Source organism: Bacillus xiamenensis, assembly GCF_000300535.1.
GTDB lineage: Bacteria > Bacillota > Bacilli > Bacillales > Bacillaceae > Bacillus > Bacillus xiamenensis.
In genome coordinates this window covers 35621-59236 of record NZ_AMSH01000003.1, presented here as the reverse complement: position 1 = coordinate 59236, position 23616 = coordinate 35621, and the positions used below count along the sequence as shown (strand labels likewise).

General features: G+C 42.5%; 19 protein-coding genes and 1 riboswitch. Of the genes, 8 read left to right on the top strand and 11 right to left on the bottom strand.

Annotated features, from left to right (window positions below; genetic code table 11):
* Nucleotides 1–62: 62 nt before the first annotated feature.
* Nucleotides 63–215 (top strand): hypothetical protein, encoded by a 153-nt coding sequence (locus BA1_RS02140; RefSeq protein ID WP_008348539.1) that lies wholly within the window; start codon nt 63–65, stop codon nt 213–215.
* On the top strand, nt 212–403 hold the full coding sequence (locus BA1_RS02135) for a DUF3813 domain-containing protein (RefSeq protein ID WP_008355232.1): 192 nt from the start codon (nt 212–214) through the stop codon (nt 401–403). Before BA1_RS02140 ends, BA1_RS02135 begins: the two co-directional genes overlap by 4 nt.
* 56 nt (nt 404–459) lie before the next feature.
* On the opposite strand, the gene BA1_RS02130 is transcribed toward BA1_RS02135, so the two are convergent.
* Nucleotides 460–915, bottom strand: coding sequence for a BsuPI-related putative proteinase inhibitor (locus BA1_RS02130; protein WP_008355230.1), 456 nt, complete (start codon nt 913–915; stop codon nt 460–462).
* A gap of 14 nt (nt 916–929) precedes the next feature.
* A complete protein-coding gene (locus tag BA1_RS02125) occupies nt 930–1772 on the bottom strand; it encodes a YitT family protein (protein ID WP_008355229.1) in 843 nt (280 codons plus the stop codon).
* A gap of 138 nt (nt 1773–1910) precedes the next feature.
* Between BA1_RS02125 and BA1_RS02120 the strand changes: the two genes are divergently transcribed.
* Nucleotides 1911–2768 (top strand): DegV family protein, encoded by an 858-nt coding sequence (locus tag BA1_RS02120; RefSeq protein WP_008355227.1) that lies wholly within the window; start codon nt 1911–1913, stop codon nt 2766–2768.
* Between the two features lie 38 nt (nt 2769–2806).
* On the opposite strand, the gene BA1_RS02115 is transcribed toward BA1_RS02120, so the two are convergent.
* The 3 genes from BA1_RS02115 to BA1_RS02105 all read right to left on the bottom strand — a co-directional run bounded on the left by BA1_RS02115 (nt 2807) and on the right by BA1_RS02105 (nt 6436).
* Nucleotides 2807–4456 carry a methyl-accepting chemotaxis protein gene (locus BA1_RS02115; RefSeq protein WP_008355224.1) on the bottom strand — a complete coding sequence of 550 codons (1650 nt, stop codon included), beginning with the start codon at nt 4454–4456 and terminating at the stop codon, nt 2807–2809.
* Entirely contained in the window at nt 4453–5430 is a 978-nt protein-coding gene (locus BA1_RS02110) for a BMP family lipoprotein (protein ID WP_008355221.1), read from the bottom strand. Before BA1_RS02110 ends, BA1_RS02115 begins: the two co-directional genes overlap by 4 nt.
* Nucleotides 5431–5587: 157 nt before the next feature.
* The gene (locus tag BA1_RS02105; RefSeq protein ID WP_008355220.1) at nt 5588–6436 is read right to left on the bottom strand and encodes a CvfB family protein; all 849 of its coding nucleotides are present in this window, start codon (nt 6434–6436) and stop codon (nt 5588–5590) included.
* A gap of 228 nt (nt 6437–6664) precedes the next feature.
* On the opposite strand from BA1_RS02105, the gene BA1_RS02100 reads away from it, so the two are divergent.
* The 5 genes from BA1_RS02100 (at nt 6665) to BA1_RS02080 (ending at nt 14699) form a co-directional block, all read left to right on the top strand.
* Nucleotides 6665–7156, top strand: a complete 492-nt coding sequence (locus tag BA1_RS02100; protein ID WP_008355217.1) for a YajQ family cyclic di-GMP-binding protein — start codon at nt 6665–6667, stop codon at nt 7154–7156.
* 81 nt (nt 7157–7237) lie between these two features.
* Nucleotides 7238–7357, top strand: a riboswitch (SAM riboswitch).
* A 78-nt stretch (nt 7358–7435) separates the two neighbouring features.
* Nucleotides 7436–9277, top strand: a complete 1842-nt coding sequence (locus tag BA1_RS02095; protein ID WP_008355214.1) for a bifunctional homocysteine S-methyltransferase/methylenetetrahydrofolate reductase — start codon at nt 7436–7438, stop codon at nt 9275–9277.
* Nucleotides 9261–12689, top strand: coding sequence for a methionine synthase (gene metH / locus BA1_RS02090; RefSeq protein ID WP_008355212.1), 3429 nt, complete (start codon nt 9261–9263; stop codon nt 12687–12689). The genes BA1_RS02095 and metH overlap by 17 nt, the downstream gene beginning before the upstream one ends.
* 119 nt (nt 12690–12808) lie before the next feature.
* Nucleotides 12809–13744 carry a hypothetical protein gene (locus BA1_RS02085; protein ID WP_008355210.1) on the top strand — a complete coding sequence of 312 codons (936 nt, stop codon included), beginning with the start codon at nt 12809–12811 and terminating at the stop codon, nt 13742–13744.
* A gap of 97 nt (nt 13745–13841) precedes the next feature.
* A complete protein-coding gene (locus BA1_RS02080; RefSeq protein ID WP_008355208.1) occupies nt 13842–14699 on the top strand; it encodes a GNAT family N-acetyltransferase in 858 nt (285 codons plus the stop codon).
* 44 nt (nt 14700–14743) lie between these two features.
* Here the strand turns inward: BA1_RS02080 and BA1_RS02075 are convergent, their stop codons facing one another.
* The 6 genes from BA1_RS02075 to BA1_RS02050 are packed head-to-tail and all read right to left on the bottom strand — an operon-like array spanning nt 14744 to nt 23054.
* Nucleotides 14744–16558 (bottom strand): IucA/IucC family protein, encoded by a 1815-nt coding sequence (locus tag BA1_RS02075; RefSeq protein ID WP_008355206.1) that lies wholly within the window; start codon nt 16556–16558, stop codon nt 14744–14746.
* 13 nt (nt 16559–16571) lie between these two features.
* Nucleotides 16572–17921, bottom strand: coding sequence for a lysine N(6)-hydroxylase/L-ornithine N(5)-oxygenase family protein (locus tag BA1_RS02070; protein ID WP_008355205.1), 1350 nt, complete (start codon nt 17919–17921; stop codon nt 16572–16574).
* A complete protein-coding gene (locus tag BA1_RS02065) occupies nt 17896–18450 on the bottom strand; it encodes a GNAT family N-acetyltransferase (RefSeq protein WP_008355203.1) in 555 nt (184 codons plus the stop codon). The genes BA1_RS02070 and BA1_RS02065 overlap by 26 nt, the downstream gene beginning before the upstream one ends.
* Nucleotides 18447–20228 (bottom strand): IucA/IucC family protein, encoded by a 1782-nt coding sequence (locus BA1_RS02060; RefSeq protein ID WP_008355200.1) that lies wholly within the window; start codon nt 20226–20228, stop codon nt 18447–18449. The genes BA1_RS02065 and BA1_RS02060 overlap by 4 nt, the downstream gene beginning before the upstream one ends.
* Entirely contained in the window at nt 20225–21721 is a 1497-nt protein-coding gene (locus BA1_RS02055; RefSeq protein WP_008355197.1) for a pyridoxal phosphate-dependent decarboxylase family protein, read from the bottom strand. Before BA1_RS02055 ends, BA1_RS02060 begins: the two co-directional genes overlap by 4 nt.
* Nucleotides 21708–23054, bottom strand: coding sequence for an aspartate aminotransferase family protein (locus tag BA1_RS02050; RefSeq protein WP_008355194.1), 1347 nt, complete (start codon nt 23052–23054; stop codon nt 21708–21710). Before BA1_RS02050 ends, BA1_RS02055 begins: the two co-directional genes overlap by 14 nt.
* Nucleotides 23055–23616 lie beyond the last annotated feature (562 nt).

The following is a 23616-nucleotide window of genomic DNA, read 5'->3' as shown; positions in this document are numbered from 1 at the left end:
AAGCGGGCATACTACCGTTAGACAGGTTGACCTGTCAGCTTGTGTAAAGGGGCGGATTCCGAATGGGTAAAAGAAGCAAATCGAAACGCTTTATACAGCAAGGTAAAGATTCAGTCAGTCTGCATGACGCACGTTTTCCTTATCGTTCCACACTTGAAGAAGCGGCGGAAGACCGGGGAAATATGAAGACTGATGCTTCTGGAGGTTCATTGTGAGAAACGAACTTTTTGATCAAGCCAAATCATTTACTGAAGAAGCCCTTACTTCTTCATTTTCATCTGGGTTAGAGCGTCAACAGGCGGTCAATCGGGCCAAAAACGCCGTATCCTCGGCATTTGCCAACTCGACAGATGCAGAAAGAAACCAGCTGCATACGTTCCAAGACCTGCTTGATGACCTTTAGCGCAAAAAAAGCTGTCCGCTTTCTGGACAGCTTTCTTATTGAACAACAGATCACGCTTATTTCACTTGGAACGTTTTCTTTTCCGTGATTTGCTTGAGCCCTTCTGCTTTTCCTTTAAACGTGACGACCGCTTCATACGTTCCCGGCTCTACACCGTTTGACCACTTATCTTGAAAGTCATATGTTTCATTTGCCTTCAGCACAAAGGATTGGATGGCCTGTGTGAACATGCGGTCTTTCGAATAACGGTATTTTTCATTCCCGTTTTCATCGTACACACTTAATTCGAATTTCTGGCTTGTGTTAAATGTAAATTCAATATCTCGATCTGATTCATTTTTCAGTGACATGTTGAATTGAACCGAAGAACCTTTTTGGACGGGGTCTACTGTGAGTACAACTGTTTTTTCTCCCATTTGACCGGATACCTCCTTGTTTGGTTCATCCTTTTTTTGTTGTCCACATGCTGTTAAAACCAATAGAACGAGAAGAAGCACCAAACCTTTTTTCATCTTCTACCCACCTTTTAATCTCGTCTGAAAAATCCAAGAATATTGGTTGTTTGAACAATATTTGTAAAGGCTTTTGGATCGACTTCCTTTATAATTTGTTCAAGTTCATACAGCTCATACCTTGTGATGACAATCACCATCATTTCTTTTGGTTCGTTGGTAAATGCCCCTTTTGCAGGTACAGTCGTAATACCCCTGACCATTTTTCCATAAATGGCTTCTTTGATTTCATCTGCTTTCTTCGTCACAATCATGGCTGTCAGCTTCTCATGTCTCGTATGGATGGCATCAATGACCCTTGTGGTCACATATAATGTGACAAGGGTATATAAAGCCTTCTCCCAACCTTGTAATAATCCTGCTGTAAAAATGATGATTCCGTTTAAAATGAAGAAATACGTACCGACTGGCTTATCCTTCCATTTCGCTAAAATCATCGCAAGAATGTCAAGGCCGCCTGTTGATGCCCCGTATTTCAGCGTGATCCCAATCCCAAGTGCAGAAATCACACCGCCAAACACAGCATTTAATAAAATATCTTCGGACACACTTGTCTCTGGTATAATGCCAAGAAAAATGGTCGTCAGTGCAACACTAATAATGCTATAAAAAGTAAAGGAACGGCCAACTTTCATCCAGCCCAAAATGCCGACTGGAATGTTTAAAATAAATAATAAAATTCCTGTTGATAAATAAAATGGCGCATATTGATCAATTAAACTGGATAACAGCTGGGCTACCCCTGTAAAACCGCTCGCATATACGTCAGCTGGGATTAAGAATAAATTCAGTCCAATCGCATTGAGTAATGCACCAATGACGACGACAATGAGTTTTTTTGCTTCTCCAATGAACATGTTGTCATTCCTCCACTTACCATTCTCTCTATGGTTTTCCCTAAAATTTAGAATTTGAACACGAAAAGATGATTTCTATGATATAGTTAGGCTAAAAAGAATGAAATATAGTTGATTTTTTAGAAAGAAGGGATTTTGATGACTGTTCATATCATAGCAGACAGTGCTGCTGATCTGCCTCTTTCTTATTATGATGAACAAAACATGACACTCATTCCGCTGCGCGTGTTACTTGGAGAGCAGGAATTTGAAGATTTGATCACCATTGAACCAAAACAAGTATTTGATGCAATGAGACAAGGCGAAAGTCCAAAAACATCACAGGCTTCACCAAACCGGATCAAAGAAGCCTTTGTTTCTGCCGCACAAGAACATACATCTGCCATTTATGTCGCTTTCTCATCAGAGCTCTCAGGTACATATCAAACCGCTGTGATGGTGGCAAACGAAGTGAAGGAAGACTATCCTGATTTCGATTTACGAATCATTGATTCTAAATGTGCTTCACTTGGTTATGGGCTCGCTGTCAAACACGCTCAATCACTTGCCATTGACGGAAATACAATACAAGAAATTGAAACGTCTGTAAAGCATTATTGTGCATCTTTACAACATATTTTTACTGTAGACGATTTATCGTATTTAGCAAGAGGCGGAAGAATCAGTAAAGCGTCCGCTTTTGTTGGCGGATTGTTAAGCATTAAACCCATTTTACATGTTGAGGATGGAAAACTGATCCCCCTTGAAAAGATTCGTGGACGCAAAAAACTGTTAAAACGCATTATCGAGCTGATGAAAGAACGTGGTTCAGACTGGTCAAACCAAACGGTTGGCATTAGTCATGGTGATGACCCTGCACTTGCAGATGAAATGAGACAATTCATCGAATCTGAATTTCACCCTAAAGAAATAGACGTTCAGATCATCGGTGCTGCTGTTGGATCCCATTCAGGCCCTGGCACACTTGCAATCTTTTTTACAGGCAGCCCATCATAAAAAGCACCCTTCCCTGAAGCATGGGAAGGGTGCTTTTCTTATGAAAGTTTAAATCGCTGAACGGTTTCGTTTAACCTAGCCGTCATATTCATCAGCTCTTCTACCTGCTTGTTCATTTGATGGAACGATTGCAGCTGTTCATTGGCCGAGGCAGAAATTTCTTCACTGCCTGCTGCTGTTTCTTCTACAACCGCACTAATATTTTCAATAGAGTGAAGGACTTGTCCGCCAAGCTCCGTTGATTGAATAATTTGTTCATTTAAAGATGCCATCTCTTGTTTAATATGCACTGCTTTTGCTTCTATATCTTCAAAAGAGTGTGAGGTTTTGTCCATTGCATCCTGCTGCTGAAGAGAAAGCTTGACCCCTTCTTGTACAGTCTGACTAATGGACTGAATGCCTTTTTCAATATGATTGACCATATCAAAGATTTGTCTTGTCGCACTAGACGATTCATCTGCAAGTTTCCGAATTTCATCTGCTACAACGGCAAAGCCTTTGCCTGCTTCGCCTGCTCTTGCCGCTTCAATGGCCGCATTGAGCGAGAGCAGGTTGGTCTGGTCCGCAATGTCAGACACCGTTTTGGCCATTGCGGAGATTCCGCTTGCGTATTGAGTGAATTCTCCTGCTGACTGTTCGATTTGTCTTGTTGCACGTGTATTTTTTTCAATTGCTGCTGTTGTTTCTGTTAACGTGTGCTTCCCGCTTTCCACTGCTTTAATGGCGTCCTCTGTACTACGGATGACCGTGTGAGATCTTTCGGAGTTTTTACGTCCATGATGGTCCATTTTCTCAATCAAGCTAACGCCATGCTGAAGATCCTCTGAAATCGCTTGTGAACCATTTGCCATTTCGTCTGTCGATACAGACACTTGATTGGCAGATTCCATGAGCTTTTTGTTTTCATCATCTAGCTGAATCGAGAATGTCTCCACTTGCTTTGAGACTTGGCTGATTTCTTGAATCAAGCTAATCAGCTGATCAGTCATTTGATTGAACGACTCATTTAAATCGCCGATTTCATCTTTACGCTTGATGTTCGTCCGCTCCACAGCGAGGTTCCCTTCTGCGATCTGCTTCGCCCGGTAAGACAGTGATTTGATTGGCGTCACAATGGCTCTCGTTAACACAATATTTAAAAAGACAGCGATGACAATCAGCGTGAGGGCTGCGACAAATGCGCTTGTGATGATCCACTGCACATTGGCTGCTGCATTCTTAAGGTTTTGTTCATACGCTTCTTGTGCTCGTTTATTCATCGTATGCACGTCGTTTAAGACACCATTAATTCTTGCAGCCACACGTCTTGCATCTGAAGCGTTTTTTTCACTAATGGCACTGTTTGCTTCTTTTGTCCATGTATCAAACTTTGAAGCGAGCCTTGTTAAGACTTCTTTTCTCATATTTCCTGCATTTTTGTTTAATGCTTTCAGTTGTTTTTTTGCTGCAGAAATATCACTTTGAACGACCTCTAGCTGTTCATCTGAAAGAGTCATGGAATAATTGGTCATGGCCTGTTCAACACTTTCAAAGCTGGCCTTCGTTTTTTGTACGTTGAGTAAGGTTTGTACTTCTGTTTCGTTTGATGATTGGATCTTTGTCATGCTCACAATAATATAGGCGATAATGCCAACCGCTAAAAGAAGTGAAATGAGTGCGTTGAGCAAAATTTTGATGCGTAAGCTCATGATGCTGCCCCCTCATCTTTCAAAAGCGTCTGCTTCAGTCTATTTAATTTTTTGGTCAATTTCTCAGCATCTTTGAGCACCCGGATTCTTGCCATATCAATTCCGTCATTGCTTAAATCATACACGATATGACCGCTTTTGATTTTGCTACTTTTGACGAGCTGTTCGCTGAATTGATAAACCACTTCATCGACTTTTTTGACCATAGATGAAATAACGGCTTTTTCAGCCGTATAGTATTGATCGCTGTCTACGCCAATTGCATATTTGCCTTGCGTTTGCGCTTCTTTTAATACACCAACCCCCGTAAAGCCGGCTGCTGCATATAAAACGTCTGCTTTCTTATTGATCATTTCTTTTGCTATTTTACTGCCTTTGTCTGCATCACTAAATGTGCCGGCATAGGTGGTTAAGATCTTGATGTTTGGATTCACAGATTTTGCGCCTTTTTGATATCCTTTTTCAAACCGGTGGATCACATCTGCATCGACGCCGCCAACGAACCCAATGACATCACTTTTTGTCGTCATAGCAGCAAGTGCTCCCGCTAAATAGCTGCCCTGCTCTTCTTTAAAGGTCACTGATGTGACATTTTTCAGATCAGACACAGCATCAATGAGCAAAAATTGCTTTTTCGGATATTTTTTTGCTACCTTTTCTAGGTCTTCTTGCATACTGAATCCTACACCAATGATCAGGTCATTTCCATCTTTCACAAGCTCTGTTAGCCCTTTTTCATATGTTTTGGTTTCTGCAATTTCTCTATAATCAAATTCAATGCCAAGCTCGTCACGTGCTTTTTCTAACCCTTTAAATGATGAATCGTTAAATGATTGATCACCAAGACCATCGTCTGTCAGCATGACGCCAATCTGCTTCGCATTTGATTGTGGTGGTCCTCCCTGTTGATTGCTACATGAGGCAAGTACCATGATCATGGCTGCCATCAGAAGTAATGAAATCTTCACTTTCATCCAAACACACACTCCTTTTATCATCCTTACCCCTTTCTTATCGGATTTGAGAGGCTTTGTTTCAATGATAAAGTGAAGGTTTTTCAACTTTTTTTATGACTTTTTTCACTGAAAAAACCCATTATTTATGACAAAAATAAAAAAAGCGAGCAATTGCTCACTTTTTCTCATATGTCCAGCCTTCTTTTTGGTAAACTTGGTCATTTTTCATCAGATGACCTAATGCTCGTTTAAAGGCTGCCTTACTCATTTGGAATCTTTCACGAATATCTTCTGGGTCACTTTTATCCCAATAAGGCATTGCACCATTTCTTGTTCTCATATAGGTCAAAATTTCTTCTGCATCAGCAGATAATGCATCCTGCTTTCTAGGAAGCAGTGACACATTGACAGTCCCGTCCTCTTTCACTGCAATCACGCGCCCCGTAACGGTCGATCCTAATCTTGGCTCTTCTTTCCGCTCAGTGCGGTGGATAAACCCTCTTATCCCTGTATCTGTCAGCATGAAGGAACCTGTCGCAATTAAGCGATAAATCGTTCCAGTGATCTCTTTGTTCATTAAGGTATCTGGCGCCTCAGTAAACAATTCGCTGATCACGTCTTCAGTGGCTGGCTTTGCGAACATTCTACCGTAGCTTGTCACTTTCAGCATACAATATAGTTTGTCTCCTTTTTTCGGCCACGCTTCCTCAAAAGGCGGAAGGTGTTCAGTTGCAACAAGTGCATCCTTTGACAGTCCTACATCGACAAATGCCCCCATATCTTCCACCACGTCTACAACTTCTACCCAGCCATATGTATGGGCATTAATTGTAGGAATTTTCATCGTAGCTGCCAGTCTTTCCTCATGATCTACATATAAGTAGACCTCTACTTCATCACGATCTTCGATATCCTCTGTCATTTCACTGCGGTGCAGGAGGACAGAATCCTCGCCATCTGTTAAAAAGTAGCCGTATTCCATCTCGTTCTCTATTTGCAAGGTCAATTGCTCACCTGGTCTCATGTTCTCTTCCTTCCTATCTGCCCTTAAAAGAGCGTTCGTTCATCTTTTGATTCACTTTATTCTACTATACTTCTGTCAACATGAACATCTCTAGTTCTGTTAGCTAAAGTGGACAAACTGCACTTAATTTATACCGCAATACAGCTGAACGCTATTCGATAAAGTTTCTTCTTCCCCTATTGGCATGATAAGATAGACGCAATATCCCATACTTGGAGGTCATGTGTGATGGCAAAAGAAAGTTCATTTGATATTGTATCAAAGGTGGAGCTGCCAGAGGTGCAAAACGCCATTCAAGCAGCGCTGAAAGAAATTAAAAACCGGTATGATTTTAAAGGAAGTAAAAGTGATATTTCGTTAGAAAAAGAAGAGCTCGTTCTCATCTCTGATGATGATTTCAAGCTTGAGCAGCTAAAAGATGTACTAGTGACCAAGCTGATTAAACGCAATGTCCCGACTAAAAACATCGACTACGGAAAAACCGAACACGCCCTAGGGGGAACCGTACGCCAGCGGGCAAAGCTGATTAGCGGGATTGATAAAGACAATGCAAAAAAAATCAATGCATTGATTAAGCAGTCCGGCATCAAAGTGAAATCTCAATTTCAGGATGACCAAGTGCGTGTAACAGGGAAAAATAAAGATGATTTACAAGAGGTCATGTCTCTCATACGCAAAGCTGATTTGCCGATTGATGTCCAATTTATAAATTTTCGATAAATTTTAAATTTCCCATTGATTATTTCCTATTTTTTCGATACAGTTGATGGAAGCTCAACTCATTGACATGTTCATATCGCTTTCTTATCAAGAGAGGCAGAGGGACTGGCCCTGTGAAGCCTCAGCAACCGGTGTAGTAGAAATGTATGTTTCTATGACCAAGGTGCTAAATCCAGCAAGCAACTGCTTGGTAGATGAGAAGAAGAATTTCAATAAAACCAAAAAGTCTTCTTCTTATCAGAAGGCTTTTTTTGTTACATAAAAATAAGGAGGAAACCAATGGGCCTATTACAAGACTTACAAAACCGCGTATTAATTGCTGACGGTGCAATGGGAACACTTTTATACTCTTACGGCATCGACCGCTGCTTTGAAGAATTAAATTTATCGAAAGAAGATGAAGTGAAAAGAGTACATGAGGCGTATGTGCAGGCTGGGGCGGACATCATTCAAACGAACACATACGGCGCGAATTATATTAAACTATCCCGCTACGGCCTAGAAGAAGAAACAAAACGCATCAATACAAAAGCGGTACAAATTGCAAAAGCAGCCGCCGGCTCAGCTTATGTCCTCGGAACGATTGGCGGTATCCGAACATTTAACAAAAACGCCTACTCTTTAGACGAGATTAAACGGAGCTTTAGAGAGCAGCTGTACATCCTCTTAAATGAACAGCCTGACGGATTATTGCTAGAAACGTATTACGACATTGAAGAAGCAAAAGCTGTTCTCCAAATTGCACGCAAAGAAACGGCTCTCCCAATTGTTATGAATGTCTCCATGCATGAGCAAGGTGTTCTGCAGGACGGCACACCGCTAAAAGACGGTTTATCCGAATTATCCGCACTAGGCGCTGATGTCGTCGGTATTAATTGCAGGCTGGGCCCTTATCATATGATTCAGGCACTCGAAGGCGTTCCAATTTTGGAAAATTCGTATTTATCTGTCTATCCTAATAGCAGTCTTCCCTCCTTTGAGGAAGGCAGACTCGTCTATGATACAGATAATGATTATTTCAGAAAAAGTGCACTTGAGTTTAGAAATCAGGGTGCACGAATCATCGGCGGCTGTTGCGGAACAATGCCTCAGCATATTAGCGCCATGGCTGAAGCGGTCAAAGATTTAGCACCGATCACCGAAAAAGAAGTGAAAGTGTTAAAAGAAGAAATGATTTCGATCCAAGACCAGCGCACAGAGCCTGGACTTGATGAGCTGGCTGTGAAAAAACGATCAATTATCGTCGAGCTGGACCCGCCGAAAAAGCTCAACTTTGAAAAATTCCTTGTTGCAGCGAACGAATTAAAAAGTGCGGGCATTGATGCCCTCACGCTGGCTGATAATTCTCTTGCTACGCCCCGTATTAGCAATGTCGCTTGTGGCGCTTTATTGAAACAGCAGCTTGATATGCGTTCACTTGTCCATATCACGTGCCGTGATCGTAATTTGATTGGACTTCAATCCCATTTGATGGGACTTGATACACTCGGTCTAACCGATATATTAGCCATTACAGGCGATCCATCTAAAATCGGTGACTTCCCGGGGGCAACATCTGTTTATGATTTAACCTCCTTTGATTTGATTCGTCTGATCAAACAATTTAACGAAGGACTTTCTTTTTCTGGAAAGCCGCTCGGCAAAAAGACCAATTTTTCAGTGGCTGGCGCATTTAACCCGAATGTCCGTCATATTGATAAGGCGGTCAAACGTCTTGAGAAAAAAATAGAATACGGTGCTGATTATTTCATTTCACAGCCTGTTTATTCTGAAGAACAGCTTGTGAAAATTCATGAGGAAAGCCGTCATTTGGATAAACCGATTTATATCGGCATTATGCCGCTGACAAGCAGCCGAAATGCAGAGTTTATTCATCATGAGATTCCGGGCATCAAATTGTCTGACTCGATTCGTGAGATTATGGCGAAGGCAGGCGAAGATAAAGAAAAGCAGCGAACTGAAGGCTTAGCGATTGCTCGGTCTTTATTAGATACAGCCTGTGAATTGTTTAATGGCATCTATTTAATTACCCCTTTTCTTCGATCAGATTTAACAGCAGAACTCACGACTTACATTCATCAGAAAGAAAAGGAGACAAACGCACATGTCAACTATCACTGAACAGCTCCAGAAACGCATCCTCGTCCTTGATGGTGCAATGGGCACAATGATTCAAAACGCCGATCTCACAGCAGATGACTTTGGCGGAGAAGAGTATGAGGGCTGTAACGAATATTTGAATGTCACAGCCCCTCATCTGATCTCATCGATCCACCGGCAATATCTTGAGGCCAGTGCAGATTTAATCGAAACGAATACATTCGGCGCGACGAAGCTTGTTCTCGATGAATATGGCCTTGGTCATCTCGCCTATGAACTCAACATAAAGGCTGCTCAATTGGCAAAGCGCGAGGCAGACCGTTTGTCCACACCGGAGTGGCCGCGTTTTGTTGTAGGCGCAATGGGACCCACAACAAAAACATTATCCGTAACAGGCGGCACATCGTTTGAAGAGCTCGTCGCAAACTATGAAGAACAGGCACGCGCCCTGATTGATGGGAAATGTGATGCTCTTCTTTTAGAAACAAGTCAAGATATGCTCAATGTAAAAGCTGGATTCAAAGGCATTCAGGAAGCCTTTCATGCTACTGGCATTCAATTACCACTAATGGTGTCAGGAACGATTGAACCAATGGGCACAACCCTTGCCGGCCAAGATATTGAAGCCTTTTATATCTCACTTGAACATATGAAACCAATCAGCGTTGGCTTAAACTGTGCAACTGGTCCAGAGTTTATGACAGACCATATCCGCACACTCTCCTCCATCGCAAAATCGGCTGTCAGCTGCTATCCAAATGCTGGTCTCCCTGATGAAGAAGGACAATATCACGAATCCCCTGCTTCTCTTGCTAAAAAAATCGCCGCTTTTGCCAAGGAAGGTTGGTTAAATATCGTCGGCGGCTGCTGCGGCACAACACCTGCACACATCCAAGCACTATCAGACGAAGTACGTTCGCTTCAGCCCCGCAGCATGACACATGAGTCGTCACCGCATACTGTATCAGGAATTGAGCCTCTCATTTATGAAGAAGCGATGCGTCCGCTCTTTGTTGGAGAGCGAACAAATGTCATCGGTTCACGTAAATTCAAACGACTCATTGCGGAACAAAAGTTCGAAGAGGCGTCAGAAATTGCTCGTGCTCAGGTGAAAAATGGTGCACATGTCATTGATGTGTGTCTAGCAGATCCAGATCGTGATGAGGCAGAAGACATGGAAGGCTTTTTAAAAGAGGCCATGAAAAAAGTCAAAGCCCCTTTTGTCATTGATTCAACGGATAAACACGTGATCGAAAAAGCCCTCACATATTCTCAAGGGAAAGCCATTATCAATTCTGTTAATTTAGAGGATGGTGAAGAGCGCTTTGAAGAGATTCTTCCGCTTGTGAAACTATATGGCGGTGCACTGGTTGTTGGAACGATTGATGAAACAGGGATGGCCGTGACAGCAGAACGAAAACTTGAGATTGCCGTACGGTCCCATGACCTGCTAACAAAGAAATATGGAATTCCTGCAAGTGACATCATTTTTGATCCCCTTGTCTTTCCAGTAGGTACTGGAGATGAGCAGTATATCGGTGCTGCTGAGGAAACGATTAAAGGCATTCAACTAATCAAAGAAAGACTGCCAGAGTGCCTCACCATTTTAGGCATCAGTAACGTGTCATTTGGACTCCCGCCTGTTGGCAGAGAAATTCTAAATGCCGTCTATTTGTATCACTGCGTCCAAGCAGGACTTGATTATGCGATTGTGAATACTGAAAAGCTTGAACGCTTCGCTTCGATTCCAAAGGAAGAAATCAAGCTGGCTGAAACATTACTTTATCAAACAAACGATCAAACACTTGCCGAATTCACACAATTTTATCGCGGGAAAAAGAAAACGGAGAAAAAGCCAAAGGTCTCCTTATCGCTTGATGAAAGGCTGGCGCTCTATGTCATTGAAGGAACGAAAGAAGGACTGATTGATGATCTCGCCCTTGCTTTGGAAAAATTCGAATCACCTCTTCAGATCATCAATGGTCCATTAATGCAGGGGATGGCAGAGGTTGGACGTCTTTTTAACCAAAACGAATTGATTGTGGCTGAAGTGCTGCAATCGGCAGAGGTCATGAAAGCATCTGTTTCATATCTTGAGCAATATATGGAAAAGCAGCATGCAAGCGGTAAAGGAAAGATACTCCTCGCCACCGTCAAAGGAGATGTCCATGATATTGGGAAAAACCTTGTCGACATCATCTTGAGCAATAATGGCTTTCAAGTGGTCGACCTCGGAATCAAAGTAACCCCTCAAACATTGATTGAGGCTGTGGAGAAGGAAAAACCAGATATGATTGGATTATCAGGTTTACTTGTCAAATCAGCACAGCAAATGGTCCTGACTGCTCAAGATTTACAAAAAGCGAACATCTCCGTTCCCATTTTAGTGGGCGGCGCGGCGCTTTCACGGAAATTTACGAAGATGAAAATTTCGCCTCATTATGACGGACCTGTTCTTTATGCAAAAGATGCAATGGACGGCCTGTCATTAGCCAATGAGTTACAAGCGAATCCGCTTCAATTTCAAACAAAGCCTTCAGCAGAGCAAGAAGAATTGAGCAAGGAGAAAGAAGTGAAGCAGCCGAAAGCTGTGATTGAATTACTCGAAAAACGAGCGGCACTTCCGGAGGCGCCCATTTTCACGCCAGAAAATACAAAACGCCATTATGTGCGGGACATTGATTTGCACCATATCATGCCCTATGTAAATGAGCAAATGCTGATTGGTCATCATCTCGGGTTAAAAGGAAAGGTCAAAAAATTATTGGCTGAACAACACCCTAAAGCACTAGAGTTAAAACAGCTTGTCACAGATCTCCTTCAGGAAGGAAGAGAGAAGAACTGGTTTGCACCTGCATTTGTTTATCAATTCTTCCCTGCCAGTTCAAATGGAAATGATCTGCATATTTATGATCCTGAAGCGCCTGACCGCATCATCGAAACATTTCAATTTCCAAGACAGGAGAAACTCCCATACCGCTCCATTTCGGACTATGTACGGAAAAGCGAAGAAAACGAGAAAGATTATATCGCCTTATTTGCCGTCACAGCTGGTGCCCGCATTCGTGAGGTTGCACAGCAATTTAAACAAGAAGGTGATTATTTAAAAATGCATGCTGTCCAAGCTCTAGCGCTTGAGCTTGCAGAAGGATTAGCTGAAAGAACGCACCAAGTAATTCGTGACAAATGGGGCTTTCCTGACCCAGTTGATTTCACCATGGAGAAACGATTCCAGGCCAAATATCAAGGGCAGCGTTATTCCTTTGGCTATCCAGCGTGTCCAAATCTAGAAGACCAAGAAAAGCTGTTTAACCTGCTCCAGCCAGAAAAAATCGGCATTCATCTCACAGAAGGCTTCATGATGGAGCCCGAAGCATCCGTTTCAGCAATTGTTGTTTCTCATCCTGAAGCTCGATATTTTAACGTTCATTAAAGAAGATCCTCCTTGATTGGAGGTTCTTTTTTTAAATAAAAGTGGCATAAATATGCAAATTTACTCTTTTTTACCGATATTATAAATGAAAGTCATTTACTTAAAAGGAGATGTTTGTCATGTTCAAAAAGAAAATCGGGGTTTTACTGCTTACAGGTCTCTTGATCACTGCACCTCTCTTTCCGTCACCTGCACAAGCGAGTGAAGCTTCTACGAAACAAACAAAATATTATACGGAAGAATTGGAGCACCTTTATCCAGACAGTGATTATGCAAACAATGATACGATGGAAAAAGCTCAATTCTTACAGCATTCTCTTCATCTAAACAAAACATACTTATATCACGAGGGCAGTATCTCTTCTATGGATGACATTGATTTTTATCGTTTCACCAGCTCTAAATTCGATGGCGCAGACGGCCGTTTTTCGATTAAACTCGTGAATGTGAAAGCTGGAAATGATTTCGATCTTTACCTTTACAATCAAAGCGGGACACTCGTGTCTTCCTCTGTGCGGACAAACAACCAAAACGAAATCATCCATATGCCGAAAATTACCGCCAGTACTGACTACTACTTAGCCGTCAAACCAAAACGATTATTAAATGAAGAGGACAAGATGTATCGTATTGTGTTTGATAAAAGCATTGAAAAAGGCACAACGAAACGATATGGATCACCTGCTACACTGAACAGCTTCAATGAAGCCGGTTCTCCAAATTCTTCTTTTGATTTAAGCAGCTTGCCGCAGGATGCCGTTGTCACTGGCCTTTCATTAGAAGCTGAAAAGGGCAGTACAAACGCACACAATTATGTCTTTACCGTTTCTTCCTTAAAAGGCGGGACAGTGAACGTACCTTGGAATGGTCAAAAAGTAGATATCTCTTCTTATAAAACAAGTGAAGTACCAGCAAAAGACCGATTTTTTGTTTCTTTCAATGCAATAGAGATACCTCAGCTGATCGGTGGACGGTTAATCAAAGTGGGTGTTGTCTCAATTAAAAACTTGCAGCTCACCTTTGAGTATGAATACAACCGTGACCTCAATTACTAAACAATCCGAAAGGAAAAGGACCCCCTTTTCCTTTTTCTTATGCTTTCATATGGTACGATACATATAGACAAATTCAGCTAAGAAGGAGTTGCGTGTATTGGCAAACGTTATGCAACGATCTTTAACACTTGATGACATACCTGACCTAATTGCATTGTCAAAAGAGGTAGACTGGCCTGATTACGATGCAGAAGAGCTCACATCTCTTTTAACAAATGGATACTTTACAGGTTTTACAACAACGGACGGACAAGTGATCTCATGCGCTGGACTTTTCCAATATGACGGAGTGGCATCAATTGGAGCTGTCATTGTATCGGAGACACATCGCGGCTTAGGTCTTGCACGTCAAATGATTGACACCTTGCTTCATCAAAGCCACCACAGTGTCCCAGTCGTTTTAACAGCGACTGTACAGGGACGGCCCGTTTATGAAAAGATCGGCTTTCACACCGCCGGCTACATTCATACATACAAAGCACAAAAAACGAACCCTTCCGCACTTCACGTGTCAGAGAAAATTCATCTTGCTCCAGCAGATGAAACGCACCTTCCGGCCATTGAAGCACTTGACGAGAAAGGCGCAGGCACCAATCGAGCCAGCTTTTTAAAGAAGCGAATGGAACGATCAGCGTTCCGGCTGATTGCACAGAATGAACATCACGACATCACCGGATTTGCGTTTGGCGTTAAAACTCCTGCTAATCTGATGATTGGCCCGCTTGCCGCAAACGATGAACAAACGGCCCTTTCACTCATCCAATCGCTCATCTCGACTGATTCTGGCGCCTTTCGTTTAGATATGCAGGAAGAAACGGCTGAACGCCTGCATGCATCACTTGTTGCAGCAGGATTTACAAAAACGAACGTAGCGCATTTTATGATGATTCGCGGAAACGAAAAGCAGAACGATCCTGCGCTTCTTTATTTTCTGGCCTCACAAGCATTTTCTTAAAAAACAAAAAGCTGTAGACACATGATGTCTACAGCTTTTCTTTTTTACTTCCCGCCTACGGATGAAAGAACTTGAGCAAGTGCATTCGTGACCTTTCCATGCTCTGACGCATGCGGCCGGTCATCTCCATCTCCATAGCCATAATCAATCATGCGATTACGGTTTAAGCAAAGCTTTGTCAGCTGAGGCTGGAAGAGATCAAATAAGGCAAAACGATCTTTTAGCTGCGGGAATTGCTTTTGATACTGCTGAATTTCTTCTGCAAGCAAGCGCCAAAGAGTCGTTTCATCTAACAGATCGTGATTCTCTAACACGTTTGACACGTAACGAAGATTGCAAATAAACAGTCCCGTAAAGATAAATTGCACAAGACCTTCCGGCGGCTCACTTCGCAGCACTTCTTTTAAATCATCTTCTAATGAAGCTAATTCAGGCAGCGGCTGATCACTAATGTTCACATCATCCACAAAATCTTTGATCGCCAAACGATGCGGCTTGTGGTCTTTTAACACGAGAATCGTATTTTGCCCGTGCGGTGAAAAGACCGTTCCGTATTGATACATAAAGTGCAGAAGCGGCGGCATGATGACATGGAAGAATGACGCCATCCATTCTTTTGCGGAAAGACCCGATTTTTCAATGAGCTGTTTAATATAAGGCTCACCTTCATGATCCTCATAAGTGAGTGCCGCAAGAGTGACAGGGCTCTCCCCTTCATCTAAATACGTATAAATGCTTTCTCTAAAAATCACACCCAGCATTTCAAGGTATTGATACGGCGCACCAGGCAGCTTGCTGTAGTATGGATGATCGACATTGATACTGGCATTCTCTCCTGGTAAAATCACGCGGCACTCGTCAGATAAAAAGGCGTCTTGATCGGCGATTCCTTTAATATGCGCTGTAATACGAGGGGCGATGACTGTACGCTCTGATGGGAGCCCCCTGTATACAAGTGTGTTTAAAATACTCATTGGTAGTTTAATATGATGCTTGCCTTTATTTGAAATGTTGGTAAAGGTTCTAATAGACTGCTGCGGGATATATTGATCCAGCCCTTCTCCTACATACACGATGCGGCGCATAGCCAAATCTTCAGGGAAATGCTGAATGATCATATGAGTCCACTGCCACTTATGAACAGGCATCATATAATAATCAGCTGCATTCAGCCCTTCATCTTTTAACACACGGTGAAATTGACGAATCGTGACTTCATCTAATTCTTTGGCAATCACTTGTTCATAGTTTTCATGTTCGACCGCATGGAATGTAGCAAGCTCCCTGTGAACAGCAATCCAAGACAGCTGCACACTTTCTTGCCTTTCAGGTGCATAGGCTAAGTAATCATCGTAGCTGAACCCAATGCGCCCTTTGTTATACACAATCCAAGGATGACCCGTCATTTCGCCTTCAATCCATGCATAATCTGTATCTGTTAGTTCATCTGCACGAAGTGCCTTTTTCGACAGCAAATGAACATCTGCTAACAGGGTATGATGAAGCTCTTTGATCAGATGGCCAGTTGTGTCAGAAGACATTGGAATGATTGGTTGGATGTCTAGTAAAAACACAATGGCACTGACATCCTTTGTCCATTTTCCATCTTGACAGCACTCGACCGATTCAGCAATCGTATCATAACTATCAAACAAACGAGGTTTTGCGAGATAGCGATATTTTTTATGTTCGTGAATGATTAATTCATATTGGGCGATGCCATCCTTTTGGTCTAGCTGAACGGGATGAAGCATGTCCTCATACATGTATTCAGACAGCATTTTTGCCACCATTCGCTTGTTTGCTTTTTTCCAAGCAGCAGGATTCACCGCTTTTTTCAATTCATCTTGTACACTCATCGGTTCATCCTCCTTAACCTTTGATTTCTTCAAATGTGTTTACGTTCTTGTGTATACCAAATGTCTGAAAGACGTGCTTTTGATAAAGTGGATACACCGTTTGACGAGCAAGTTCATTGATTATGACACTGTTTCGGTACGCCCCGAGCCCTAAATCTGGTGCACCGACCCCGTGTGTGTGAAGCTCTGCATTTTGCACAAAAATATCATTTTCACCCATTGTGTTTGTTTTCAAACGATATTCACGTTCGACTTGGAAACGTCCTTGATCATCCCACTGAATATGATGAGAAATCGGCTGGATAAACGTTGGTAATACCGATTGATAGCCAGTTGCCAAGACGACAATATCTGTTTCATGTGTAAAGGATTCCTCTTTCACCCATTGAGAGCAAGAAAGTGATAAGCCATCCTCTGTTTCCTCAATTAAATTGACCTCTGTCATCGCTTGCAGCACTGTGTTCAGCTGCTTTCCACAAGCAGAACGTTCATAAAGCAGGTGATAAATATCACGGATCATCGCAGAGCTGATGCCTTTATACAGCAAGTCTTGCTGTTTTAATAGCGCATCTTTTTTTGTTTGCGGAAGCTCATAAAAGAAATCAATATAATCTGGAGAAAAATACTCGAGACCAAGGTTTGAATATTCCATTGGGAAAAATCCTTTAGACCGTGTAAACCAGTGAATATCCTTTGCCTCATCATCTGACAAAATATCATAGAATACTTCTGCCGCACTTTGACCAGAACCAATGACCGTTACAGACTTTCCTTTGAAACAGCCTTCTTTCTTTCGTTTCAAATACTCAGCTGAGTGAAACACTTTGTCTCCTAAAGCTGGCTGGAGAGATGCTGGTATCGCTGGCTGCGTACCGATTCCTAAAACGAGATGCTTACTTTCAAACACCTCTACGGTTTGATCTTTCACATGACGGACATGCACTTCATATCGCTTTTCGCCTGCCTTCTCGGTCAATGAGACAGATTCGACATTCATCCCAAAACGGCAAGAGTCTAATTGTTCAGCGACCCAGCGGCAATAATGACTATATTCCTTGCGCGGGATGTGGAAGTCCTCTAGGAAGTAAAATGAATATAACCGGTTTTGCTCCTGCAAATAGTTGAGAAAGCTATATTTACTTTTCACATCTGCCATGCTGACAAGGTCCGCTAAAAATGGGACTTGAAGTGTCGTCCCTTCAATGAGCATACCTGGGTGCCAGTGAAAGGCTTCACTTCTTTCAAAAAACAGCGCATCAATTTCCTTTACTTCTTCAGATAATGCAGCAAGCCCTAGGTTAAATGGTCCAATGCCAATTCCAATGACATCCACTACATTAGTTTGCTTGTTGAACCGCGTCATGGTTATACTTCCTTTCAAATCGATCTCGATCACAAAACATCAAAAGTCCTGTTTTATCTGGTAAATTGACTGGTTTCACACGCTCGAATCCACACTTTTCAAAGACATGGATCATCTTTTCGTTCCGAATATCCGGCTCAGCAACGATTTTTTCTGTTCGTTTGTTCTGCTCAAATTGAAAAGCTGTCATGGCCTGAAGGAGCGGTGCAGCGTATCCTTTTCCAACATAATCTGGCTCCCCTATTAACAGATGAATCCCTTGATCATGAGGGGAAGGTTGATAGTACGATTCAATCACATCGCCTTTCACATTGTATGCCTCAAAATAACTCATCGGCGTCCCGTCAATCGTTCCTAAATAAAGGGTTTGATGAGGATCATGAATCGCCTGATAAAAATGCTTTTCAAAAGCAGGAAACGGAATATTCAAATGCCAAAACGGATGAACGTAATCTTCTTGCATCCACTTATGGACAAGGCGGACGTCCCTTTCATATTCAGCCCGAATGAACCTAATACGATCCCTCATCCAATCAGCGCCTCCTTATGCAAAAAGAGTGGGTTTAAGACCGGCGTGTATCTGGACTGTGTTTCCAGAGAACCTGTCAGTTCATCCATATCTTCAAACCGCGTGAGCAAATTCGCTTTTGAAGGCAATTCCTTTGAGCGGAGAAGACTGTTTGTCAGGTCAGATTCACCATATGTCTTTTCATGCGCAAGCAGTGTGTCTCTAACAAGTGCCAGCAAGTCTTCTTCCTTTGCCAGCCCTTCTGTGCCAAAGCCGTTAATGAGACCAAACAAATGATTAAAGAAGAAATAATAGCGCAACCTCTCAACGGCTACATCATCTGCACAAATGGTTTCACTTCTGACGCTTAAATTTTGAACAAGCCTTGCGAGTTGGTCCTTTTTCGATTCACTATAATAGTAGCCTTGGTTGTCACGATAATAGAATGTGTCTGGATAACCATCCTTTAGCTGCACGACAGCATTTTGCTGATGGGCTTCAAGGGCAAGACCATACGTTTCAAACAGCCAAAGCATCGGCTCTAACGAAATGGTTAAATATTGTTTAAACCAGTCGCGGCTCACCGCTTCTGTTGATCTGCCTTCTCTGTCTGCTAGTTCATGAATGATTCCTGCCAGGCGTGATTTTCCTCCATATGCATGATCCTGACATAGCCCAGCAATTAAGCTTGCCCCTTTTTCATGATGCAAGAATGGATTTTGACGAATGACCACCTCAAAGCCAGATTCCGCCTCGTCTCCTTGAATGGATAAATACGCAGGATCTTCAATCACCCGGAATCCAGAGAATTTGTCATATAAAGAAACGCCTAATTCTGTTTTTAAAATACGAGACATCTCAACTCCGCGATCAAGTTCCTTTTGTTTGTTGACACGCAAGGAGTTCGTAATCTTCACAGGGACAGAGAATTTGAGCATGTAAGCAGAGTCCTTTTGATAGACGGTTCTAAAGGAAGATGTCGCTGTGTATTCAGACCCTAGCGGCCCTACATAAGCCAGCTTCCCGTCCTCTATATAACGCTTGACGAAGGCTTTCTCCATGACCACTTTCACTTGAAGGGGGTGAATCGGAATGAGGACATATTCTCCGCCTTCTGTTAAGGTATTCAGCCGCTCTTTTTCTTCTGGCATCTGGCGCAATAGCTCCTCAAGCATGAGGCTCTGTGCAGACTGTGAAATAGAAGAATCCTGAAGCACAATAGAAGGGTGCGCTTTAAAGTAATGAAGCTGGAAGGAACCCTTCAGCTCAGGAGAATAAATGGCTTCCTCCTCTTCTGTCATTCCTTGTCTGCTCTTTGGTGTAGGATGCGTTAAATGTCCAAGGAGAAGTGACTGCTCCGCTTCGATATATTCAAAATCAGCTTGAGAAAGAGCCTCTCGATCACTTTCTCTCTCCTTTAAGAATCGTTCAATATTCCGGCAGCTTAAAATGATGCGAAGCATGAACTCATCCTCTGCATCTGTACGACCGTATTCAATGAGAAGTTCCTTTGAGCATAAAGCAACAAGAGTCGTGTAATCGACAACCGTTCCCTCCTGCTTACTGCCTTGCGGGCGAAAGCGAACGGGAAAATCAAATAGATGACGGCCGACAGGCGAAAAATATCGGATCGGAATGACAAGCTCAAGATCTTGCCTTGCTAGTTTTGCTACGAATACAAGCGAACCGTCTTCGTATGTCTCTTTCTTTGCAGAACGATCGATTCCTGTTTCACGTAAAAAACAATTTAAAAAGCTTTGCATGGTTGCATTTTCAGCCATTTGTTTATATTGACTCAACGTAGTACCCTCCCGGATTGAATATGAGCGATCCCGATATCAACGATGTCAGAAAGGATTTCCTCAATATGTGTGATTGTCGTTCTCGGATTTAACAAAGTGAATTTCAAGCATGTTTGACCATCAACCACTGTTTTTGCAACAACAGCAGTACCGGTTTGGAATAAAGTCCGATGAATGATCTTATTGACGTCATCTGTGTGATGCTCATCCATAAATCGAAAGACGATCGCATTGATTTCCGGCTCAGGATTGATCACTTGAAGATGATCATTTTGCTCAATAAGCACAGCCACATCCTTTGCAAATTGGATGGTATGGTCAATGATGCCGCCGAACCCTTCTTCTCCAATCAGACGAAGGGAAAGAAGTAATTTCAGTGCATCAAACCGGCGAGTTGTTTGAACAGATTTATTGACGAGGTGCAAGATTCCATCCAGTTCATCTTCCTTTGGGTTCAGATAATCTGCATGATAATCAATCAAACCAAAATGTCTTTTATCTTTTAGCAAAAATGCCCCGCAGGAGATCGGCTGATAAAATTGTTTATGAAAGTCGATCGTGATCGAATCAGCAAGTTCAATGCCGGCTAATTTACCTCGATTGATTTCGCTTAACACAAGTGCTCCGCCATATGCAGCATCTGCATGAATCCACAGACCGAATGGCTTGACGATGTCGTACACGTCACGAACCGGATCAATACTGCCAAAATCAGTTGTCCCGCAAGTCGCTACTATAGCAAAAGGCAGCAGGTCCTGCTCCTTTAACTCAACGAGCTTCTTCTTCAAATCATTTAGGTCCATTCGGTGATGCTCATCTGTCTCTACCAGCACGACTGCCTGTTCACCTAAACCTAGCTGGGATGCTGACTTTTTCACAGTGAAGTGGGCATTCTTGGAGCAGAGGATGCGCATACGGTGAGCTTCGCCCGGTAAGCCCTTCTGCTGAACATTCCAATGCCAAGTATTTTCACAAAATGCATCTCTCGCCAAAAGCAGTCCCATATAGTTAGATTGAGTTCCGCCGCTCGTAAATGTTCCATCTGCTCGTTCTCCATAAGAAAACTTTTCACATAGCCACTTTAGGATTTCCTCCTCAACCAAAGAAGCGATGCCGCTTTGATCGAAGGAATCCATTGATTGGTTAAAGGAACTTACCATCACCTCTGCTGCAAGCGCAGGAATGAGAGGCGGGCAATGTAGATGCGCCAAGCATTTAGGATGTGATACATCAACCAAATGCGGCAAAAGGTGTTCTTTTATATCCCGAAAAACAGATTCAATGGATTCTCCCGACGGTTGAAACTGGAATAACGATTCGACACTAGCCGCTAATTTCCCAGGCAATATTCCGCTGTAAGGTCCTTTGTCTTTTTCCCACTCGTCCATTAAGCTGTCGATTGATGTATGAAGAGCCGCTTGGAAGGACTCCCTCCCAAGCTGGCTTTGATTAATAAATAATGAATCAACAGAAGTCTTAGTTGACTGCATCGTAAACCGCCTCTTTAAAAATCGCGATGACTTTTTCGAGCTGTTCTTCCGTCATGGTCAAAGGCGGTAAGAATCGAATCACACTTCCAAAGCGGCCTCCTGTCTCCACAATTAAGCCTTTATCGAAGCAATTCTTTTGAATGAGACTGGCTAGCTCTGGATTCGCTGGATAACTACCGTCCACATCCTGTTTCTCATCGGTATTCACGACTTCAACGCCAATCATTAGACCTCTTCCTCGTACATCACCGAGAGCAGGTACTTGTTTTTGGATGTCTTTTAAGCTAGCCCGCATACGCTCACCAATCTCTTCTACATGATCAAGCAAATTGGTTTCTTTTATAAATTTAAGTGTAGCGGTTCCTGCTGCCATCGCCATTTGGTTTCCTCTAAATGTGCCAATGTGTGCACCTGGATTCCATTGATCCAAGTCTTTATCATAGATCACAACTGATAGCGGCAGGCTTCCCCCAATTGCTTTTGACAGCACAATGACGTCTGGCACAATTCCTGCATGTTCAAAGGCAAACATCTTACCTGTTCGTCCAATACCTGATTGAACCTCATCAATAATGAGCGGAATGCCTTTTTCTTTTGTGATTCGTCTCATTTCTTGGATCCATTCAATGGATGCCGGGATGGAGCCGCCCTCTCCTTGCACAGCTTCAAAGATCATGCCTGCCGGCGAAAGAATCCCACTTTCAGGATCATTTAAAACACGCTCGATATAAGAGCTGGAAATACGGTGCGAATCTTTACCCCCAATACCAAATGGGCAGCGGTATTCATATGGATAAGGCAGGAAATGGACATCTGGCATTAACCCTTGCACTCTTTCCTTTGGCGACAAATTCCCGCTTAATGACATCGTGCCATGTGTCGCTCCATGATAAGCGCCATGGAATGAAAGAATGGAACGATTCCCTGTGGCTGTCTTGACTAATTTAATGGCTGCTTCTATAGCATCACCACCAGTTGGTCCACAAAATTGAATTTTCGCTCTTTTCGCAAACTCCTCTGGCAGGTGAGAAAAAATCTCATTCACAAATTCTTCTTTAATTTCTGAGGTTATGTCCAGCGTATGCAATGGTCTTTTTTCATGAAGCATACGTTCAATCGCTTCTATCACAACCGGATGATTGTGACCAAGTGCAAGTGTTCCTGCACCTGCCAGGCAGTCATAAAACTCTCTGCCATCCGCATCTGTCACGATCATGCCTTCGGCTTTTTGCATAGCTAATGGGAACCGTCTCGGGTAAGACCTTGCATTAGATTCTCTTTGACTTTGCTGCTCTAAAAACTTCTGATTTTTAGAAACGGTTTTGATGGACATAATAAAACACTCCTCCAATTGATAAAGATTATCATTTTCAATTACTAGACTAGAGGATGTCAAATATGAAAGTCAATTGTATTCAAAAAGATGATTCGAAAAGCATATGAATGTCACATTCTCTTTTTTACGAGTAATTTCGTGTCATTTTACAAACATCTACTGCCATAAGGAGAGAAAGCGTTTCATCTTGAAGGTTGTTGAAAAAAATTACAAATCAATTTTCCTGGTTCTTTTGTTCTATTCGTCACTGAATGCTTATTTTATACGGGAAAGCTGGATGAAATGAATGTAGAAAAACAAAGAAATAGCGAACTTCTATGTTGGTATAAATGGTGATAGAGATATCATTTCTCTAAAATAAATGGAAATCGAGGATTTTAACGAAGCAGGATCTTCTCCACTACTTGGTACAGGATCAGAAAGCATTAGCCATTCATCACAAAAGACCACGGTGGTTTGGTGATGATATATGGAAGGGTCAAAGGTATTTACATAAAAAGAAGGGGATGCCGCATGGCTTTGATATCTCGATTGATGTCTTTGCATCAATCATACGGGG

Bases quoted from the DNA above. Each gene is read 5' to 3' on its own strand.
- BA1_RS02105 (WP_008355220.1), bottom strand. From the start codon at position 6,436: ATGAGACCAGGTGAGCAATTGACCTTGCAAATAGAGAACGAGATGGAA.
- BA1_RS02065 (WP_008355203.1), bottom strand. From the start codon at position 18,450: ATGAGGGATCGTATTAGGTTCATTCGGGCTGAATATGAAAGGGACGTC.
- BA1_RS02050 (WP_008355194.1), bottom strand. From the start codon at position 23,054: ATGTCCATCAAAACCGTTTCTAAAAATCAGAAGTTTTTAGAGCAGCAA.
- metH (WP_008355212.1), top strand. From the start codon at position 9,261: ATGTCAACTATCACTGAACAGCTCCAGAAACGCATCCTCGTCCTTGAT.
- BA1_RS02110 (WP_008355221.1), bottom strand. From the start codon at position 5,430: ATGAAAGTGAAGATTTCATTACTTCTGATGGCAGCCATGATCATGGTA.
- BA1_RS02055 (WP_008355197.1), bottom strand. From the start codon at position 21,721: ATGCAGTCAACTAAGACTTCTGTTGATTCATTATTTATTAATCAAAGC.
- BA1_RS02100 (WP_008355217.1), top strand. From the start codon at position 6,665: ATGGCAAAAGAAAGTTCATTTGATATTGTATCAAAGGTGGAGCTGCCA.
- BA1_RS02115 (WP_008355224.1), bottom strand. From the start codon at position 4,456: ATGAGCTTACGCATCAAAATTTTGCTCAACGCACTCATTTCACTTCTT.
- BA1_RS02075 (WP_008355206.1), bottom strand. From the start codon at position 16,558: ATGAGTGTACAAGATGAATTGAAAAAAGCGGTGAATCCTGCTGCTTGG.
- BA1_RS02120 (WP_008355227.1), top strand. From the start codon at position 1,911: ATGACTGTTCATATCATAGCAGACAGTGCTGCTGATCTGCCTCTTTCT.
- BA1_RS02070 (WP_008355205.1), bottom strand. From the start codon at position 17,921: ATGACGCGGTTCAACAAGCAAACTAATGTAGTGGATGTCATTGGAATT.
- BA1_RS02125 (WP_008355229.1), bottom strand. From the start codon at position 1,772: ATGTTCATTGGAGAAGCAAAAAAACTCATTGTCGTCGTCATTGGTGCA.
- BA1_RS02085 (WP_008355210.1), top strand. From the start codon at position 12,809: ATGTTCAAAAAGAAAATCGGGGTTTTACTGCTTACAGGTCTCTTGATC.
- BA1_RS02130 (WP_008355230.1), bottom strand. From the start codon at position 915: ATGAAAAAAGGTTTGGTGCTTCTTCTCGTTCTATTGGTTTTAACAGCA.
- BA1_RS02140 (WP_008348539.1), top strand. From the start codon at position 63: ATGGGTAAAAGAAGCAAATCGAAACGCTTTATACAGCAAGGTAAAGAT.
- BA1_RS02095 (WP_008355214.1), top strand. From the start codon at position 7,436: ATGGGCCTATTACAAGACTTACAAAACCGCGTATTAATTGCTGACGGT.